This is a genomic window from Rhodanobacter fulvus Jip2, assembly GCF_000264315.1.
GTDB lineage: Bacteria > Pseudomonadota > Gammaproteobacteria > Xanthomonadales > Rhodanobacteraceae > Rhodanobacter > Rhodanobacter fulvus.
In genome coordinates this window covers 21,418-38,329 of record NZ_AJXU01000080.1, presented here as the reverse complement: position 1 = coordinate 38,329, position 16,912 = coordinate 21,418, and the positions used below count along the sequence as shown (strand labels likewise).

The following is a 16,912-nucleotide window of genomic DNA, read 5'->3' as shown; positions in this document are numbered from 1 at the left end:
CCCCACGGCAATGGAGGCAGGCATGGCGCTCGACCGCGCACAGCGAAACGGTATCGCCCACCATTACGCCCACCGTGGCCACCAATGGTATGCGCGCTGGAAACTCGCCTGCGATCCGGCCTACGACGCCGTGGACCATCTGCTGCGCGGTTCGTCGCTGCCGCTGCTCGACATCGGTTGCGGCATCGCCCTGCTGGGCCAGTACCTGCAGGCTGCGGGGATGCGAGCCCCCTACCTCGGCGTCGACCACGACCCGCGCAAGATCACCGCGGCACGCGAAGCCGCGGCGGCGGCAGGGCTGGGTGATCGGATGGATTTGCGCTGTGCCGATGCCGTCACGCTGCCACCGGTGCATGGCCACGTGGCGCTGCTGGACGTATTGCATTACCTGAGCGCCGCGCAGCAGCAGGCGCTGTTGCCGGTGGCGATCGCGCATCTGGCGCCCGAAGGGACCTTGGTGATCCGCAACGTGCTGCGCGAGCCCAACTGGCGCTTCCACGCCACCCGGGTGGAGGAATTCTTCCTGCGCGTGTCCGGCTGGATTCCCGGTGGTGCACAGCACTACCCGGATGCGGAGGAACTGTGCGCGCCGCTGCGCCAGGCCGGCCTCGACGTGCAGGTGAGCTCCCTGCGCGGTCGCACGCCGTACAACAGCTATCTGCTGGTGGCCCGATTTCACGACGCAGAACAAAAACGCGCGTAAACGGCCTCGACCCGTTATACTCGGCGGCGCAATCCCCCTGATTGCTGCGGCATCGCCGCCCTTTCCCCTTAGTCTGCAACACGGTATGAACACTCCGGGTTGCTCAGGAGTGTTACATGTCTTTTGATTCGCTGGGCCTTGCGCCCGCGTTGTTGCGTGCGCTTTCCGAATACGGCTACACGCAGGCAACCCCGATCCAGGCCGCCGCCATTCCCGCCGCGCTGGAAGGCCACGACCTGCTCGCCGCCGCCCAGACCGGCACCGGCAAGACCGCCGCGTTCGCGCTGCCGCTGCTGCAGAAGCTTTCCACCGCCGGCCAGACCATGACGCGCCGTCCGCGCGCGCTGATCCTCACCCCCACCCGTGAGTTGGCCGCGCAGATCCACGACAACATGCGCAGCTACGGCAAGCACATGCAGGTCAGCGCCACCACCATCTTCGGCGGCGTCAGCATGGGCCCGCAGATCAATGCGCTGCGCCGTGGCGTGGACGTGGTCATCGCCACCCCCGGTCGCCTGATGGACCACATGCAGCAGCGCACGCTGGACCTGTCCGCCGTGGAAACGCTGATCCTGGATGAAGCCGACCGCATGCTGGACATGGGCTTCCTGCCCGCGCTGAAGCGGATCCTGCAGTCGGTGCCGAAGAAGCGCCAGACGCTGCTGTTCTCGGCCACCTTCGCACCGGCGATCAAGACGCTGGCGATGGAGTTCATGCACAACCCGAAGGAGATCTCGGTCTCCGCACCGAACACCGTCACCACCCTGGTCAGCCACCAGGTGCACCCGGTCGACGCGTCGCGCAAGCGCGACCTGCTGCTGCACGTGCTGTCGCAGGACAGCCGCCGCCAGACCCTGGTGTTCAGCCGCACCAAGCATGGCGCCGACAAGCTGGTGACGTACCTCAACGCCTCGGGCCTGCGCAGCGCCGCGATCCACGGCAACAAGAGCCAGAACGCCCGCACCCGCGCGCTCAGCGATTTCAAGAGCGGCCGCGTCACCGTGCTGGTGGCCACCGACATCGCCGCCCGCGGCATCGACATCGAGCAGCTGCCGATCGTGATCAACTTCGACCTGCCGTCGGTGGCCGAGGATTACGTGCACCGCATTGGCCGCACCGGCCGCGCCGGCATGGAAGGCCTGGCGCTGTCGCTGGTCAGCCATGACGAAAGCGGCCTGCTGTACGACATCCGCAAACTGCTGAAGCAGGACATCGCGATCACTGCTGTGGCCGGTTACGAGCCCTCCGCGCCGCTGCGCATCGATGCCGGCGCGCCGCGTCCGAAGCAGGGCGGCGGCGGTCAGCGTCAGCCGCGCCAGGGCAAGCCCTCCGGCTCGGCGCGGCCGAACGGCTACGCCGCGCAGGGCCGTGGCGAGCATGCCGCCGGCAACCAACGTCGCCGCTCCAGCCATCGTCCTGCCGCCAAGGCCTGACCTGGCCTGTGGGAGCGGCTTCAGCCGCGATGCCTTTGCCCTCGAGCTCCAAAGCAAAAGCATCGCGACTGAAGTCGCTCCCACATGGTTTTAAACCAACGTCTCGGCGTGATGGCGCAAGTGATCGTCGATGAAGCTGCTGATGAACCAGTAGCTGTGGTCGTAGCCGGCGTGCCGGCGCAACAGCAGCGGCTGGCCGGCTTCGGCGCAGGCCTGGTCGAACAACTCGGGTTTCAGCTGCGCTTCCAGGAAGTTGTCCGCTTCGCCCTGGTCGATCAGGATGGTGCCGGGAAAGGTTTGCCGCCGCACCAGTTCGCAGGCGTCGTAATCGGCCCAGGCTTCCGGGGTTTCACCCAGGTAACGCGGCAACGCCTTGCGTCCCCATGGCACCTGGCTGGGCGCCACGATGGGCGCGAAAGCGGAAACCGAGCGGTAACGCTCGGGATGCTTCAGCGCGATGGTCAGCGCGCCGTGACCGCCCATGGAATGGCCGCAGATGCCGCTGCGCGAGGTATCGGCGGGAAAGTTGGCGGCGATCAACGCGGGCAGTTCATCGACCACGTAGCTGTGCATGCGGAAGCGCGCTGACCACGGCGCCTCCGTGGCATCGACATAAAAGCCCGCGCCTTCGCCGAACTCCCAATCGCCGGTGGCGCCGTCGAAACCGGTGTCGCGCGGGCTGGTGTCGGGCATCACCAGGATCAGCCCCAGCTCGGCGGCCAGCCGTTGCGCGCCGGCCTTGATGGCGGCGGTTTCCTCGGTGCAGGTGAGCCCGGCCAGGAAGTACAACACCGGGCAAGGCCGATGTTCGGCCTGCGGCGGTTGGTACAGCGCGAAACGCATCGGTCCGGCGCAAGTCGTCGAGGCGTGGCGATAAAACCCCTGCACACCGCCGTGACAGCGGTGGCGGGACATTGTTTCAAGCGTGCTCATCGTGATTCCTGTGGGTCGCGATGTGCCGAGCATATCCGCGCGTGGCTGAAGCACCCGTTCAGCGCGCGCCCGTAACGCGGTGCCAGCAGGCCTGATAGAATGGCCGGCTTGCGCGCCGCCTCTCCGACGCTGCTTTCTGTTTTGAGGTACCCCCATGTCATCCCCCGTTTCCGACAACGCCCCGGTTCCGTCCGGCTTCGGCGCACTCGCGCTGCATCCCGACGTTCTGCGCGTGCTGGCCGATGTCGGCTATGAATCGCCCTCGCCGATCCAGGCCGCCACCATCCCGCCGCTGCTGGAAGGCCGCGACGTCCTCGGCCAGGCGCAGACCGGCACCGGCAAGACCGCCGCGTTCGCGCTGCCGATCCTGTCGCGCATCAATCCGCGCGCGGGCAAGCCGCAGGCGCTGGTGCTGGCGCCCACGCGCGAACTGGCCATCCAGGTGGCCGAGGCGTTCCAGCGCTATGCGGCGCACATCCCCGGCTTCCAGGTGCTGCCGATCTACGGCGGCCAGAGCTACGGCCCCCAGCTGCACGCGCTGAAGCGCGGCGTGCACGTGGTGGTGGGCACGCCCGGGCGCGTGATCGATCACCTTGACAAGGGTACGCTCGACCTTTCGGAGCTGCGTTTCCTGGTGCTGGACGAAGCCGACGAAATGTTGCGCATGGGCTTCATCGACGACGTCGAGAAAGTGCTGCACGCCACGCCGCCCGAGCGCCAGGTGGCGCTGTTCTCGGCCACCATGCCCGCGGTGATCCGCAAGATCGCCCAGCGCCACCTGAAGGATCCGGTGGAGGTCATCATCAAGTCCTCCACCACCACCGCGGCGAACATCCACCAGCGCTACTGGTTCGTCAGCGGCATGCACAAGCTCGATGCGTTGACCCGCATCCTGGAGGCCGAACCGTTCGACGCGATGATCATCTTCGCGCGCACCAAGCAGGCCACCGAGGAGCTGGCCGGCAAGCTGCAGGCGCGCGGCCTGGCCGCCGCCGCGATCAACGGCGACATCGCCCAGGCGCAGCGCGAGCGGGTGATCCAGCAGCTGAAGGACGGCAAGCTGGACATCCTGGTGGCCACCGACGTGGCCGCCCGCGGGCTGGATGTGGACCGCATCAGCCACGTGCTGAACTTCGACATCCCGTACGACACCGAAAGCTACGTGCATCGCATCGGCCGCACCGGCCGCGCCGGGCGCAGCGGCGAGGCGATTTTGTTCGTGAGCCCGCGCGAGCGCGGCATGCTGGGCGCGATCGAGCGCGCCACGCGCCAGCCGATCGAGCAGATGCAGCTGCCGTCGGTCGAGGTGGTCAACGATGTCCGCATCGGCAAGTTCAAGCAGCGCATCACCGACACGCTGGCGCAAGGCGAGCTGGGCGAGTTCCAGAAGCTGATCGAGCAGTACGAGCAGGAGCACAACGTGCCGGCGATCGAGATCGCCGCCGCGCTGGCGCGCATCGCGCAGGGCGACCAGCCGCTGCTGCTGACGCCGCCGCCGAAGCGCGAGAAGTACGAGCCCAGCACGCGCGAGCGCAGCGACCGCACCTCACGCGAACGCACCGATACCCGGGCACCGCGCGAGCACAAGCCGCACCTGCACGAACGGGCCGGACACGATCGCACCGGACAAGAGCAGGCGCCGCGCGAATTCGGCCAGCGCCCCGTGCGCGCCCACGCCACCGAGCAGGGCAAGCGTACCTACCGCATCGAGGTGGGCCACGAACACGGCGTGAAGCCGGGCAACATCATCGGCGCGATCGCCAACGAAGCCGGCCTGGACAGCCAGTACATCGGCCGCCTCAGCATCCGCGACCACTACAGCCTGATCGACCTGCCCGACGGCATGCCGCCGGAAGTGTTCGATCACCTGAAGAAGGTGTGGGTGGTGCAGCAGCAGCTGCGCATCCACGAATGGGATGGCAACGACACCGCATCCAGCAGTGCGCCGGCTGCACGCAAGCCTGGCGGCTACAAGAAACCGGGCGGCTTCAAGCCCGGCAGCAAGCCGCCGCATCGGCGGTAAGCCGTGCCGCACTTTGTGGGAGCGGCTTCAGCCGCGATGCTTTTGCCTTGGAGCTTCAGGGCAAGAGCATCGCGACTGAAGTCGCTCCCACCGATGTATCAGGACTTCAGGCGCTTTGCGGTAACGGCGGCGTGCCCGCGGTAGACGGGTCCAGCCAGTCCTGCGGCGTCAGCACCGCCAAACCGTGCGCCAGCCGCGCCTTGTCGCATTGCGGGCTGACCGCACCGAATTCCCACGACGGCGCCACCTCGCGACACACCGATGGCCGTTGCGGGTAGATGCCGCAATGCGCCGCCTCGCCCACCGTGCCCTGCAACGCGGTGCAGCGCGGCGCAGCGGCATAGGTACCGCGCATGGCCAGCCGGTGCGGATCGAGTTTTTCGGTGAGTTTGGCCGGTACCACGCCACCCAGAAACGGCTCGGCTTCCGACCAGTGAACGCCACGCGGAAATACGCGCAGCAGGCACCACAGCGCAGGCAGGGATGATCCATCGAACGAACCAGAACGCACCCCGAGGCGCGTAGCGGCGCATTCTAGAACTTGCCGCGTCCGCGTGACAGGGAATCCATGCAAGCCCGGTCAGGGACGATTCCGGTCGCGCCCTGCCACCGCAAGCGATCCGGCACCGCCGAACCAGCCTTCCGTCCGATTCACGATGCGCACCACCGACAACATCACCGGCACTTCGACCAGCACACCCACCACCGTCGCCAGCGCGGCGCCGGAGCGCAGGCCGAACACACTGATGGCGGCGGCAACGGCCAGCTCGAAGAAATTGCTGGCGCCGATGAGCGCGGCCGGCCCGGCGACGCAGTGCGGCACCTTCAGCCAGCGGCTGAGGCCATAGGCGATACCGGCGTTGAGATAGACCTGGATGATGATCGGCACCGCCAGCATGGCGATGACCAGCGGTTGCGCCAGGATCGCCTCGCCCTGGAAGCCGAACAGCAACACCAGCGTGGCAAGCAGGGCGATGGTCGACAGCGGGTCCATGCGTTGCAGCGTGGCCTCCAGGGCCGCGTGCCCGCCGCGACGCAACAGGCTGGCACGCCACGACTGCGCGGCCACCACCGGCACCACGATGTACAGCAGCACCGACAGCAGCAGCGTGCCCCACGGCACATGGATCGAGGCCACGCCCAGCAGCAGCGCCACGATCGGCGCAAACGCGACCACCATGATGGTGTCGTTGAGCGCCACCTGCGCCAGCGTGAAGTTCGGTTCGCCACCACACAGCCGCGACCACACAAATACCATCGCGGTGCATGGCGCAGCCGCCAGCAGGATCAACCCGGCGATGTACGAATCATGCTGGTCGAGCGGCAGCCAACCGGCAAACACATGCCGCACGAACAGCCAGCCCAGCAATGCCATCGAGAACGGCTTGATCGCCCAGTTCACCAGCAGGGTGACGCCGATGCCGCGTACCTGATGGCGCACACCCGCCAGTTGCGCAAAATCGACCTTGAGCAGCATCGGCACGATCATCAGCCACACCAGCGCAGCCACCGGCAGATTGATGTGCCGGATTTCCGCGCGCGCCAGGGCCGCGAACACCCCGGGCAACCCGTGCCCGAGCGCAATGCCGACCACAATGCACAACGCCACCCATACGCTGAGGTAGCGGGCGAAACCGCCGATCGGCGCGGGCGCGGCGGGCGCGGCGTCACTCATGCGGATTCCACCCTGCCGATGGCACGCAACGCCTGCTGCAACGCCGCGCGATCGAGCGTCTCCAGCGGCAGGGCCAGCAACTGCTCGACGCGCTGGCACAGCATCGCCCAGACCGACTGGAATGCACCCCGGCGCTGCGCATCCGGGCCTTGTACGCCCGCCGGATCGGGCACGCCCCAATGCGCGGTCACTGGCTGGCCCGGCCAGATCGGGCACACCTCGCCGGCGGCGTTGTCGCAAACGGTGATGACGATATCGATCGCCGGCGCGCCCGGCTCGGCAAACTCGTCCCAGGATTTGCTGCGCAACGGCGCGGTGTAACCGAACGCGCGCGCCAGCTCCGCCGCGATCGGTTGCACCGTGCCGCTGGGAAAACTGCCGGCGCTGAACGCCTGGAAGCGGCCCTCGCCCAGCACATTGAGCAAGGCCTCGGCCATCACGCTGCGGGCCGAGTTGCCGGTGCAGAGGAACAGCACCTTGATCGGCGGGCGCGCAGTCATCAGCAGCACCCCTCGCCCGCATTCGGGCCGCATCCGGTGGCGGTGTCTTTCGTGATCGCCGGGCCGCAACAGGTGGCGCCGGTTTCGTTCGGTGCGCCGGTGTAGGTGGTGGCCTCACCGTGGGTATGGAAACTTTCCCAGCGCACGCCCTGCGGGTCCTCGGCCCAGAACTTGTCGGAGTGGGCGTAGCAGCAGGTGGTGCCCTTTTCCGCCAACGCCACCGCATCGGCCGCCTTCAGGCGCGCGCCGATGACGGCCAGGTCGGCGGGATCGCCTGCCTGCAGCCCCAGGTGATCGATGCCGGGCTGGCGGCCGCGTTGCGAGATCGCGAAGTTGACGCGCGGATCGTCCAGCATCCATTTGGCGTAATCGGGCCGGGTCACGTCCGGGGCTGCGCCGAACAGCGTGGTGTAGAAGCGGATGCTGTCGTCCAGCCGCGCGACGTTGAGGTGCACGTGGAAGCGTTTCATGGTTTTTTCCTTGAGGGCTTGCATGCCGCCGTCGCACAGCCGGCGGCCGCCGCCGAGCCCGCGCAACAATTTTCGGTGAGGAAGCCGAGCAGGCTGTTCATCTGCGTGTAGCGCGCGCGGCACTGGATGACGCGTCCGCGGCGCTCGTCGCTCACCATGCCGGCGCGGCGCAGCACATGCAGATGACTGGTCAGGGTCGCGCCGGCCAGACCGGTCGCGGCCGCCAGCTCGCCCACCGAGAGGCCTTCATCGCCCGCTTCCACCAGCAGGCGGAACAGGTTCAGGCGATGTTCCTGGGCGAGCGCCGAGAGACAGGCGAGGGCTTCTTTTGATTTCATGTTTCTAAAATTATAGAAATAATAAAAGGCCGTCAAGCGCGTACCGAAAACCCAAAGGCCGGCATTCGCGATTTGCAAAAGCTGGCGCATCACCCGCGGGCGGGCGCCTGTAGGACATGCGCAACTCGTGGGAGCGACTTCAGTCGCGATGCTTTCGGAATGCCGAGGCGAAAGGCATCGCGGCTGAAGCCGCTGCCGCGGGGATGCCGCCGATGTTCAGAGCGCGCCGGCAAACGTGTCGCACTGGTCCATGTCGCCGCTGTCGAAGCCGGTCTTGAACCAGTGCACGCGCTGCGCCGAGGTGCCGTGGGTAAAGGTGTCCGGCCGCACGCGCCCCTGCGCCTGTTGCTGCAAGGTGTCGTCGCCGATATGGCTGGCGGCATTCAGCGCCTCCTCGATGTCGCCCGGCTGCAGCCACTGCAGGCGTTGCTGGCTGTGGTTGGCCCACACGCCCGCGTAGCAGTCGGCCTGCAGTTCCTGTCGCACCGAGAGTCCGCTGGCGCCTTCCATCGGCGCACCGCGGCGACGGGCGGCATCGGTGCGAGCGAACACGCCGGTGAGGTTCTGCACATGGTGGCCCACTTCGTGCGCGATCACGTAGGCGCGGGCGAAATCGCCGGAGGAGTGCAGTTCGTCCTGCAATTGCTGGAAGAAGGCCAGGTCGAGGTAGACCTTCTGGTCGCCCGGGCAATAGAACGGCCCCACCGCCGCGGTGGCACCGCCGCAGGCCGTGTTCACGCCGCCACTGAAGATGTGCAATTTCGGCTCCACATAGGTGCCGCCATGGGCCTGGAAGATCGCCCCCCAGGTCTGTTCGGTGGAGTGCAGGATGGCGCTGACGAACGCCTGCTGCTCCGGGTCGACCTGGGTGGGCACACTGTTCTGGGTGCCCGAGTCCAGCGCCGCGCCGCCCTGGTCCAGCAACGCCATCGGGTTCTTGAAAAAGATCCAGCCGATCAGGGCCAGCACCACTAGCCCGCCCAGGCCCATGCCGCGGCCGCCGCCGAAACGCCGTCCGCCGCCGCCACCGCTGCCGATTTCGATGTTGTTGCTGCTGCCGCCTTTGCGCCAATCCATGAGAAACCTCGTTGAGCGATGCCTGCGCCGGAGTACGCACGGCGAAGATAGCGACTGCCGGGGGATCGCGCCATGCACGCGCACCGGCGTGACCGTTACAGTAGGGACTATTTCCGAGGAGCTGCCATGACCCACCTGCCCGCCCTGGTGACCCTGCTCACCGTATTGCTGTTGTTCGGCACCATGTTCGTCGTCGGCAAGATGCGTGGGCGCCACGGCATCAAGGCGCCCGCGACCAGCGGCCATCCGGCCTTCGACCGCGCCTACCGCGTGCAGATGAACACGCTGGAAGGCACGGTGATGTTTCTGCCCGTGTTGTGGCTGGCGGCCGAGTACGGTTTCAGTGGCTGGGCCGGCATCGCGGGCCTCGTCTGGCTGCTGGGCCGCGTCTGGTACGCGTGGAGTTACCTGAAAGACCCCGCCTCCCGCGAGAAAGGCTTCGCGGTCGCCATGCTGGCCTGGCTGGCCGTGCTGGTGATGGCCGCGATCGGCGTCTGCCGCGCGCTGATGCTGGGCTGACCGCCTTGACCGGATACGGGCGTCGCGCCGGATACGCACGCTGATGGAAGCGGCATCGGACGCGACCCCGCCCTTGCCGCCGTCACGTCCGTGGCCGATGCCCGCACTACGTGCGCCCGGCCTGCTGACGGCGCTGGGTTTCGTCGCACTGTATTTCCTGCTGCAGGCCTCGGTGGGCGCACTGGTGGCGTTCGGGCTGGGCCTGTGGCTCGGCCTGCGTGCCAGCCTGCAGCACCTGGCCTACGACACAAAAACCATCGGGCAGCAGGTGCAGACCATGCTGGCGCAGCCGGACGCCCGTGCCGCGATGGTCATGCTGGTGTTGTGCGTGGCGGCCGGGTCGATGCTGTGGCTGGTGCATCGCCGATGGCCGCGGCTGTGGTCGCTGGCGTCACCGCCGGGTTTCGCCGTGGCGCGACCCGCGCAGCCGTTGTTCTATCTGTTGGCCGTCGTCATCGGTCTGGCCGCACCGGTGCTGGGCGGCTGGCTGACCCAGTTGCTGGCGCACGGCCACAAGGTGCCGCAGGACATCCAGCGGGTCGGCGCCGAGGCGGCGTTGCCGTTGCGGGTGGCGTTGATGGCCATCGTGGTGACGGTCGGCCCGCTGGTGGAGGAGCTGCTCTTTCGTGGCGTGCTGCTTTCGGCGTTGATGCGACGGCTGCGGGTGGGCTGGGCGGTGGCCGCGTGCTCGCTGCTGTTCGCCCTGGTGCACCTGCCCGACCTGGGATTCCTGTGGTACGCGCTGCCCGGCCTGGCATTGCTGGCGGCGGCGCTGGCGTGGCTGCGCCTGCGCTCGGGCTCGATCTGGCCGGCGGTGGTGGCGCATGGCGTCAACAACCTGCTGGCGGTGGCGGCGTGGTTCCTGGCGGTCAAGCCGGCGGGTTGATGCCGAAGCCGCGCAGCAGGCGCCCGGTCTCGAACAGCGGCAGTCCCATCACGCCGGAATAGCTGCCTTCGAGGTGCTCGATCAACACCGCGCCACGGCCCTGGATCGCATACGCGCCGGCCTTGCCGAACGGCTCGCCGGTGGCCACATAGACGGCTATATCGTTCTCGTCCAGTGCGGCGAAACGAACCTGCGATACACAGACGGCGCACTCTTCCCGCCCGGCACCCAGCGCCCACACTGTCGAGATCACCGCATGCGTACGTCCGCTCAGGCGACGCAGCATGGCCGCGGCATCCGCCGCATCGCGCGGCTTGCCGAACACCTCGTCATCCAGCACCACTTCGGTGTCCGCACCCAGCACCACGTCACCCTGGTTCACCCGTAGCGCTCCCGCGGCGGCCTTGTCGCGCGCCACGCGGCTTACATAGGCCAGCGGCGTTTCGCCGGCGGCGCGCTGCTCCGGCACGTCGACATCCAGCACGTCGAACGCCACGCCAAGCTGCTGCAGCAACTGATGCCGGCGCGGGGATTTGGAGGCGAGATGGAGCACGGGTCAGAGCGTCAGGTTGTAGTCGTAGAACTGCTGGTCACGCTGCCAACCCAGCGACGCGTACAGCGCCTGCGCCGAGGCGTTGTCGCGTGCGGTCGACAGCGACAGGCTGGCGGCGCCCAGCGCGCGGGCGTGATCGGCAGCGGCCGTCAGCAAGGCGGCGGCCACGCCCTGGCGGCGCGCGCGCAGCAACACGAACACATCGTTGAGCAGGTACGTGCGCACCGTGCGTACCGACGAAAACAGCGGGTAAAGCTGCACGAAACCCATACCTTCGCGCTGCGCGTCGAGCGCCAGCAGGATCAGCGATTCATGATGGCGGAACCGTTCGGCCAGGAATTCACGCGCCCGCGGCAAGTCGCCCGGCTGACCGTAGAACTGGCGATATTCGTCGAACAACGGCGCCAGCTTGTCGAGATGGTGGATGGTGGCCTGGCAGATATGGAATGACATTGGATTCGGGATTCGGGATTCGGGATGACCAGCCATTAGGCTGTTGAGAGCCGGGATTGGGAATTTGGGATTTGCGAGCATACCCTTCACACGCGGCTGCGGCTGCCTTTACGAATCTCGAATCCCGAATCCCAAATCCCGTCTTCACGCCCGATGATACGGATGCCCGGCCATGATCGTGGTGGCCCGGTACAGCTGTTCGGCCAGCACCAGTCGCACCAGCATGTGCGGCAGGGTCAGCGGGCCCAGCGACCAGGTCTGGTCGGCGCGGGCCAGTACTTCGGGCGCGTGGCCATCGGGGCCGCCGATCAGGAAGGCCAGGTCGCGCCCGGCCATGCGCCATTGCGCCAGCTGCGCGGCCAGGGCCTCGCTGGACCACGACTTGCCGCCGCCGTCCAGCGCGATCACATGGGTATCGCGTGGCAGCGCGGCGAGAATCGCGGCGCCTTCATCCTGCATGGCCCGCGCATCGTCGCGACCCTTGCCGCGTGTGCCGGGTTTCAACTCCAGCAACTCCAGCGGCAGCTCATGCGACAAGCGCTTGCGGTACTCGGCAAAGCCCTCGGCCACCCAGCCGGGCATGCGCTCCCCGACAGCAATGATGCGCGCGCGCATCATTCGCTCTTTCGAAATAAAACGCGCGCAGCGCCGCCATCGCCTCCTCTCCCCCTGGGGAGAGGATGCTCACTCTTGCGAAAAGCCGCTCCAGTCAAAAATCGCTGCGAAGCCGCGTTCGCCTCCTCTCCCCTGCGGGGAGAGGATTGAGGAGAGGGGGCGGGGCTGGCGGGAAGGTTCATCGGCAGGGCTCCTGCTTCGAGCAAGCGCAACGCAAGAGCGTCCCCTCTCCCCGGCCCTCTCCCCACAGGGGAGAGGGAGAAAGTCATACGTTACCCAGCCTGCGCCGCTTCGCTTTCACCCTCGTCGCGATCACCCACGGTCCACAGCCGTTCCAGGCCATAGAACTCGCGGATGCGCGGCAGCATCACGTGCACGATCACGTCGCCCAGATCCACCAGTACCCACTCGCCTTCGCCTTCGCCTTCCACGCCCAGCGGATACACACCCGCTTTCTTGGCGAATTTCTGGACTTCGTCGGCGATGGATTTGACGTGACGGGCCGAGGTGCCTGAAGCGATCACCAGCAGGTCGGCGATGGAGGTTTTGCCGCGGACGTCGATCTCGCGCACGTCCTTGGCTTTCAGTTCGTCGAGCGCATCGACGACGGATTGACGCAGGGTGGCCGTGGTGACGGCCTTGTTGGTGCGGGCAGTACTCAAAAGGGAGAGCCTCGATGGCGATATCGCTGCGCAAAATGGCGCGAGCGCAGTATACCGTCCCGGCCGCAAAGGGAAGTCAAGGTGGCCACGCCGCCGCACGGTGACCGTACGGCGGCGTAGGAATGGCCCGAATACGGCGCTCGAACGCGCGTCTGGGCGGGCACGGCATCGCGGTGCCCGCCCGGCGCGGCGTGTTCAGCCGCCCATCTTCCCGTCGGCTTTCTTCATGCCATCCTTCTTCATGGCGCCCGTTTTTCCGGCGTCGTGCTTCATGGCACCGTGGTGCATGGCATCCATCTTCATGCTGTCTTTCTGCATGACGTCTTTCTGCATGGCCTCGTGCGACATGGCGCCCTTCATGGCGTTGGCGTGCATGGCATCGCCATGCGCCATCGCGGTGCTGGAACCGGGCGCCATCGCGTCCTGCGCGAAAGCCGAGGTAAAGGCGAGCCCGCCGGCGGCGAGGATCAGGGCGGCGAACAGCGTGTTTTTCATGGCGTTGACTCCTGCAGGAAAGGGATGGAGACGTGTGTCTCCATCCCTTTCTTCGCCAGCGACGCGACCGTGGTTACGTCCCGGATCGTTGCCGCTGCAGTGCCGATCAGTGCCTCGACAGCAGGCGCCCGCCCATCGCGGCATTCGCCGCCACCACCACGGCCACGGCGGCGGCGTGGGTCAGCAGGTCGGTGGCGGCGGCGCCGTAGGCGTGGCAGATCTCCAGCAGGCTGGCCGAGGCCGCCGCGCTGGCCAGGCCGATCAGCACCGCGGTCAGCACCGGCCGCAACGGGCAGGCGCGGCGCAGCAGCCAGATCAGCAGGGCCGACAGCGGAATCGAAAACGCGAGGATGAAATACAGGCAGTCGGGCGCGGGATGGGTGCGGGTCAACTGCGCCGCCGGCTCCACCCAACTGCGCAGGCAACCCAGGCCGCTGGCGCCGATCCACAGCAGGGCCGGCGGCAACGGCAGCCAGGCCCAGATCGCGCGCCGGCCGGGCATGCCCGAGACGAACGCCGCCCATGCGGCGCAAATCGCGGTAAGCACCGCGCCGGCGGTGGCCCAGCCCATGTCCGGCGACGCCTGCCAGCGCTCCATCGCGATGCCGGTGCCATAGCGCCACAGCAAGGCCACGGCCAGCGCCGCCACCACCAGCAGCCACCCCAGCGTGCGCAGCCACGGCGGCGGCAACCGGCGCACCGGCACCAGGCCAGCGCCCAGCGCGTGGATCAGGGTTTCATGGCGGGGTGCGTGGGACATGCGGCTCAAGGTTCTCTGTTGAAATGGCGGCGCAGCGATTTCAGCCCGCGATGCAGGTTCACTTTCAGCGACCCGGTGCTGCGACCGGTCTGCTCGGCCGCTTCGGCCAGCGTGCGTTCGCGCAAACCCAGTTGTTCGAGCGCCTCGCGCTGGCCCTGTGGCAATTCATCGATTGCCGCGCGCAGGCGTTGCGCATCCTGCTGGCGCTCACTGGCGGCGCTGGCGTCGTCGACGTCGGGGTGGCGATCCAGCGCGAAGGCGTCGTGCAGCTCGCGGCTGTCGCGGCGTCCGCGGCTGCGCAGCGCATCGATGGCACGGCGGCTGGCGATGGCGTTGAGCCAGGCCTCGTACGAGCGCGACGGGTCGTAGGTATGACGCACGCGATGCACTGTGATCAGGGTTTCCTGCACCACGTCATCGACATGATCCCGCGCCACGCCCTGCCGCCGTGCGGCCGCGCGGATCAGCGGGATCGAATCGGCCAGCAGCTTCTCGTACGCCACCCGATCGCCGGCCTGCGCCGCCGCCATCCATGCCGCCCGACGCTGGTCGGCGGTTTCGATGGTGCTGGTGGCGGGGCTGACTGGCACGCGGTATCCGGCGCTCGATCGACGGGGGAGCGCATCATCAGAGACCATCGGGCCCGCGGCGGTCAAGGGCTGCAACATTTACTCCGGCAAAACTTTCTCACCCTGCATTCGCTGCACGCGCCGCCAGGGTTACCTCGCCCGAACGTGTAACCGCACCGCACGGTACGACGAATACCTGACAGACCCCCAGGAGGGTGGGAGGCAGAAACGCAAGGGGCTGCGGCTTTGCGCTTCTGGCCGGGTTTTCCGCTCCTTCTCGTCAGATAGCTACGGCTATCTTCCTCAAACGATCGAAAAACCCGACCAGAAGCGCTTCACCTCGCTCCCTTGGTTTCTACCTCCCACCCCCCCCTAGCGGACGACCCTCATGCTCGTGTTGATCATTGCCTACCTCGGCGGCGTGCTGACCATCCTCAGTCCCTGCATCCTGCCGGTGCTGCCCTTCGTGTTCGCCCGCTCGGACCGCCCCTTCAAGCGCAACGGCCTGCCGATGCTGGCGGGCATGGCGATCACGTTTGCGGCGGTGGCCACGCTGGCCGCACTGGGCGGCGGTTGGGTCATCCATGCCAACCAGTACGGGCGTTACGTGGCGCTGCTGGTGCTGGCGTTCCTGGGTTTGGCGCTGCTGTCGACGCGGGTGGCCGAGTGGATCAGCCGGCCGTTCGTGGCGCTGGGCGGGCGGTTGACCCAACAGGCGGGCGAGCGCGATTCGATCTGGGCCTCCGCCGGCCTGGGCGTCGCCACCGGCCTGCTGTGGGCGCCGTGCGCGGGGCCGATTCTGGGCCTGTTGCTGACCGGTGCCGCATTGAACGGCGCCAGCGTGCAGACCACGCTGTTGCTGCTGACCTACGCCGCCGGCGCCGCCACCTCGCTGGGCCTGGCGCTGCTGCTGGGCGGCAAGGTGTTTGCGCTGATGAAGCGCTCGCTGGGCGCGGGTGAATGGCTGCGTCGCGGGCTGGGCGCGCTGGTGCTGTGCGGCGTGGCGGCAATCGCGCTGGGCCTGGATACCGGCTTGCTGACGCGCGTATCGCTGGCCAGCACCGGCGGCATCGAGCAGAAGCTGCTGGATGCGGTACGGCCGGCGCCGGTCAACGCCGCCACCGTGGTGAAGCCCGGCGAGCCCTTGCCGGTGGAAGGCGAACTGCCGTCGCTGGCCGGCGCCACGCAGTGGCTCAACAGCCCGCCGCTGACCGCGCAATCGCTGCGCGGCAAGGTGGTGCTGGTCGATTTCTGGACCTACTCCTGCATCAACTGCCTGCGCGCGCTGCCGTACGTGCGGGGCTGGGCCGACAAGTACAAGGACCACGGCCTGGTGGTGATCGGCGTGCACGCGCCGGAGTTCGCGTTCGAGAAGGACCCCGCCAACGTGGCGAAGGCGGTGAAGGACCTGGGCGTGGACTACCCCGTGGCGCTGGATAACAACTACGCCATCTGGCAGGGCTTCAACAACCAATACTGGCCGGCGCATTACTTCATCGACGCCCAGGGGCGCATCCGTCACCACCATTTCGGCGAGGGCGCCTACCCGGAAAGCGAGGACGTGATCCGCCAGTTGCTGAGCGAAGCGGGCTACAAGGACCTGCCCGGCGGCTACGTCAGCGCGGACCGCCGCGGCGTGGAAGCGGCCGATTCGGGCGACGCCACCCGCTCGCCCGAGACCTACGTGGGCTATGCCCGCGCCCGCAACTTCGTGGGTGGCCGGGTCGCCCATGACGACGTCTGGAATTACCGCGCGCCCGACGCGCTGGGCACCAACCAGTGGTCGCTGGACGGCCGCTGGAACGTGCACGCGGAGAACGCCCAACTGCTGCAGGCCGGCGGCCGCATCGTCTACCGCTTCCGCGGCCGCGACCTGCACCTGGTGCTGGGCCCGGCCAGCGACGGCAAGCCCGTGCGCTTCCGCGTCACCCTCGACGGCAAGGCGCCCGGCGCCGATCACGGCATGGATACGGACGCCCAGGGCAACGGCGTCATCACCAACCAGCGGCTGTACCAACTGGTGCGCCAGGCCAACGGCAGCGGCGAGCGGGTGTTCGAGATCACCTTCCTCGACCCCGGCGCGCAGGCGTTCGCGTTCACCTTCGGCTGATCGGAACACCTGTGGGAGCGACTTCAGTCGCGATGCTTTTGGTGGGATTCGGGATTCGGGATTCGGGATTCGCAAAAGCGTCGCGGCTGAAGCCGCTCCTGCAACAAAACGAAGTCACCCCACCCGACGGAGGCAAGC

Annotated in this window: 19 protein-coding genes and 1 pseudogene; 6 read left to right on the top strand and 14 right to left on the bottom strand. The window is 67.7% G+C overall.

Annotation, left to right across the window (positions count from 1 at the left end; all coding sequences use genetic code 11):
- The first annotated feature begins 22 nt into the window (after positions 1-22).
- Positions 23-703, top strand: a complete 681-nt coding sequence (locus UU9_RS16325) for a class I SAM-dependent methyltransferase (RefSeq protein ID WP_007082872.1) — start codon at positions 23-25, stop codon at positions 701-703.
- A gap of 116 nt (positions 704-819) precedes the next feature.
- A complete protein-coding gene (locus UU9_RS16320) occupies positions 820-2,136 on the top strand; it encodes a DEAD/DEAH box helicase (RefSeq protein WP_007082871.1) in 1,317 nt (438 codons plus the stop codon).
- A 90-nt stretch (positions 2,137-2,226) separates the two neighbouring features.
- Here UU9_RS16320 and fghA read toward each other — a convergent pair whose 3' ends face one another.
- Positions 2,227-3,069: an S-formylglutathione hydrolase gene (fghA, locus tag UU9_RS16315; protein WP_040671253.1), complete on the bottom strand. Its 843-nt coding sequence runs from the start codon at positions 3,067-3,069 to the stop codon at positions 2,227-2,229.
- Between the two features lie 154 nt (positions 3,070-3,223).
- On the opposite strand from fghA, the gene UU9_RS16310 reads away from it, so the two are divergent.
- Positions 3,224-5,092, top strand: a complete 1,869-nt coding sequence (locus UU9_RS16310) for a DEAD/DEAH box helicase (RefSeq protein ID WP_007082869.1) — start codon at positions 3,224-3,226, stop codon at positions 5,090-5,092.
- A gap of 106 nt (positions 5,093-5,198) precedes the next feature.
- Here the strand turns inward: UU9_RS16310 and UU9_RS16305 are convergent.
- The 6 genes and pseudogenes from UU9_RS16305 to ypfJ all read right to left on the bottom strand — a co-directional run bounded on the left by UU9_RS16305 (position 5,199) and on the right by ypfJ (position 9,152).
- Positions 5,199-5,584, bottom strand: a pseudogene (locus UU9_RS16305) (YkgJ family cysteine cluster protein).
- A gap of 88 nt (positions 5,585-5,672) precedes the next feature.
- Positions 5,673-6,767 carry an ACR3 family arsenite efflux transporter gene (gene arsB / locus UU9_RS16300; protein WP_007082867.1) on the bottom strand — a complete coding sequence of 365 codons (1,095 nt, stop codon included), beginning with the start codon at positions 6,765-6,767 and terminating at the stop codon, positions 5,673-5,675.
- Complete coding sequence (locus tag UU9_RS16295; RefSeq protein WP_040671266.1) at positions 6,764-7,267, bottom strand: arsenate reductase ArsC; 504 nt, start codon at positions 7,265-7,267, stop codon at positions 6,764-6,766. Before UU9_RS16295 ends, arsB begins: the two co-directional genes overlap by 4 nt.
- The gene (locus tag UU9_RS16290) at positions 7,267-7,737 is read right to left on the bottom strand and encodes an ArsI/CadI family heavy metal resistance metalloenzyme (RefSeq protein WP_007082865.1); all 471 of its coding nucleotides are present in this window, start codon (positions 7,735-7,737) and stop codon (positions 7,267-7,269) included. The genes UU9_RS16295 and UU9_RS16290 overlap by 1 nt, the downstream gene beginning before the upstream one ends.
- The gene (locus tag UU9_RS16285; RefSeq protein ID WP_007082864.1) at positions 7,734-8,165 is read right to left on the bottom strand and encodes an ArsR/SmtB family transcription factor; all 432 of its coding nucleotides are present in this window, start codon (positions 8,163-8,165) and stop codon (positions 7,734-7,736) included. Before UU9_RS16285 ends, UU9_RS16290 begins: the two co-directional genes overlap by 4 nt.
- 126 nt (positions 8,166-8,291) lie before the next feature.
- Complete coding sequence (gene ypfJ / locus UU9_RS16280) at positions 8,292-9,152, bottom strand: KPN_02809 family neutral zinc metallopeptidase (protein ID WP_007082863.1); 861 nt, start codon at positions 9,150-9,152, stop codon at positions 8,292-8,294.
- A gap of 126 nt (positions 9,153-9,278) precedes the next feature.
- On the opposite strand from ypfJ, the gene UU9_RS16275 reads away from it, so the two are divergent.
- Positions 9,279-9,671 (top strand): MAPEG family protein, encoded by a 393-nt coding sequence (locus UU9_RS16275; RefSeq protein WP_007082862.1) that lies wholly within the window; start codon positions 9,279-9,281, stop codon positions 9,669-9,671.
- 97 nt (positions 9,672-9,768) lie between these two features.
- On the top strand, positions 9,769-10,557 hold the full coding sequence (locus UU9_RS16270; RefSeq protein WP_237710314.1) for a CPBP family intramembrane glutamic endopeptidase: 789 nt from the start codon (positions 9,769-9,771) through the stop codon (positions 10,555-10,557).
- Here the strand turns inward: UU9_RS16270 and UU9_RS16265 are convergent.
- The 7 genes from UU9_RS16265 to UU9_RS16235 form a co-directional block, all read right to left on the bottom strand.
- Positions 10,541-11,110, bottom strand: a complete 570-nt coding sequence (locus UU9_RS16265) for a Maf family protein (protein ID WP_040671250.1) — start codon at positions 11,108-11,110, stop codon at positions 10,541-10,543. The genes UU9_RS16270 and UU9_RS16265 overlap by 17 nt on opposite strands.
- A gap of 3 nt (positions 11,111-11,113) precedes the next feature.
- Positions 11,114-11,563 (bottom strand): GNAT family N-acetyltransferase, encoded by a 450-nt coding sequence (locus tag UU9_RS16260; RefSeq protein ID WP_007082859.1) that lies wholly within the window; start codon positions 11,561-11,563, stop codon positions 11,114-11,116.
- Between the two features lie 144 nt (positions 11,564-11,707).
- Positions 11,708-12,178: a 23S rRNA (pseudouridine(1915)-N(3))-methyltransferase RlmH gene (gene rlmH, locus UU9_RS16255; RefSeq protein WP_007082858.1), complete on the bottom strand. Its 471-nt coding sequence runs from the start codon at positions 12,176-12,178 to the stop codon at positions 11,708-11,710.
- A 272-nt stretch (positions 12,179-12,450) separates the two neighbouring features.
- Positions 12,451-12,840, bottom strand: a complete 390-nt coding sequence (rsfS, locus tag UU9_RS16250; RefSeq protein WP_007082857.1) for a ribosome silencing factor — start codon at positions 12,838-12,840, stop codon at positions 12,451-12,453.
- Between the two features lie 195 nt (positions 12,841-13,035).
- Entirely contained in the window at positions 13,036-13,335 is a 300-nt protein-coding gene (locus tag UU9_RS16245; RefSeq protein ID WP_007082856.1) for a hypothetical protein, read from the bottom strand.
- A 106-nt stretch (positions 13,336-13,441) separates the two neighbouring features.
- The gene (locus tag UU9_RS16240) at positions 13,442-14,095 is read right to left on the bottom strand and encodes an NrsF family protein (protein WP_007082855.1); all 654 of its coding nucleotides are present in this window, start codon (positions 14,093-14,095) and stop codon (positions 13,442-13,444) included.
- 5 nt (positions 14,096-14,100) lie between these two features.
- Positions 14,101-14,625: an RNA polymerase sigma factor gene (locus UU9_RS16235; protein WP_040671263.1), complete on the bottom strand. Its 525-nt coding sequence runs from the start codon at positions 14,623-14,625 to the stop codon at positions 14,101-14,103.
- A 427-nt stretch (positions 14,626-15,052) separates the two neighbouring features.
- Here UU9_RS16235 and UU9_RS16230 point away from each other — a divergent pair, with 427 nt between their 5' ends.
- Complete coding sequence (locus tag UU9_RS16230; RefSeq protein WP_007082853.1) at positions 15,053-16,774, top strand: cytochrome c biogenesis protein DipZ; 1,722 nt, start codon at positions 15,053-15,055, stop codon at positions 16,772-16,774.
- The last annotated feature ends 138 nt before the right edge of the window (positions 16,775-16,912 follow it).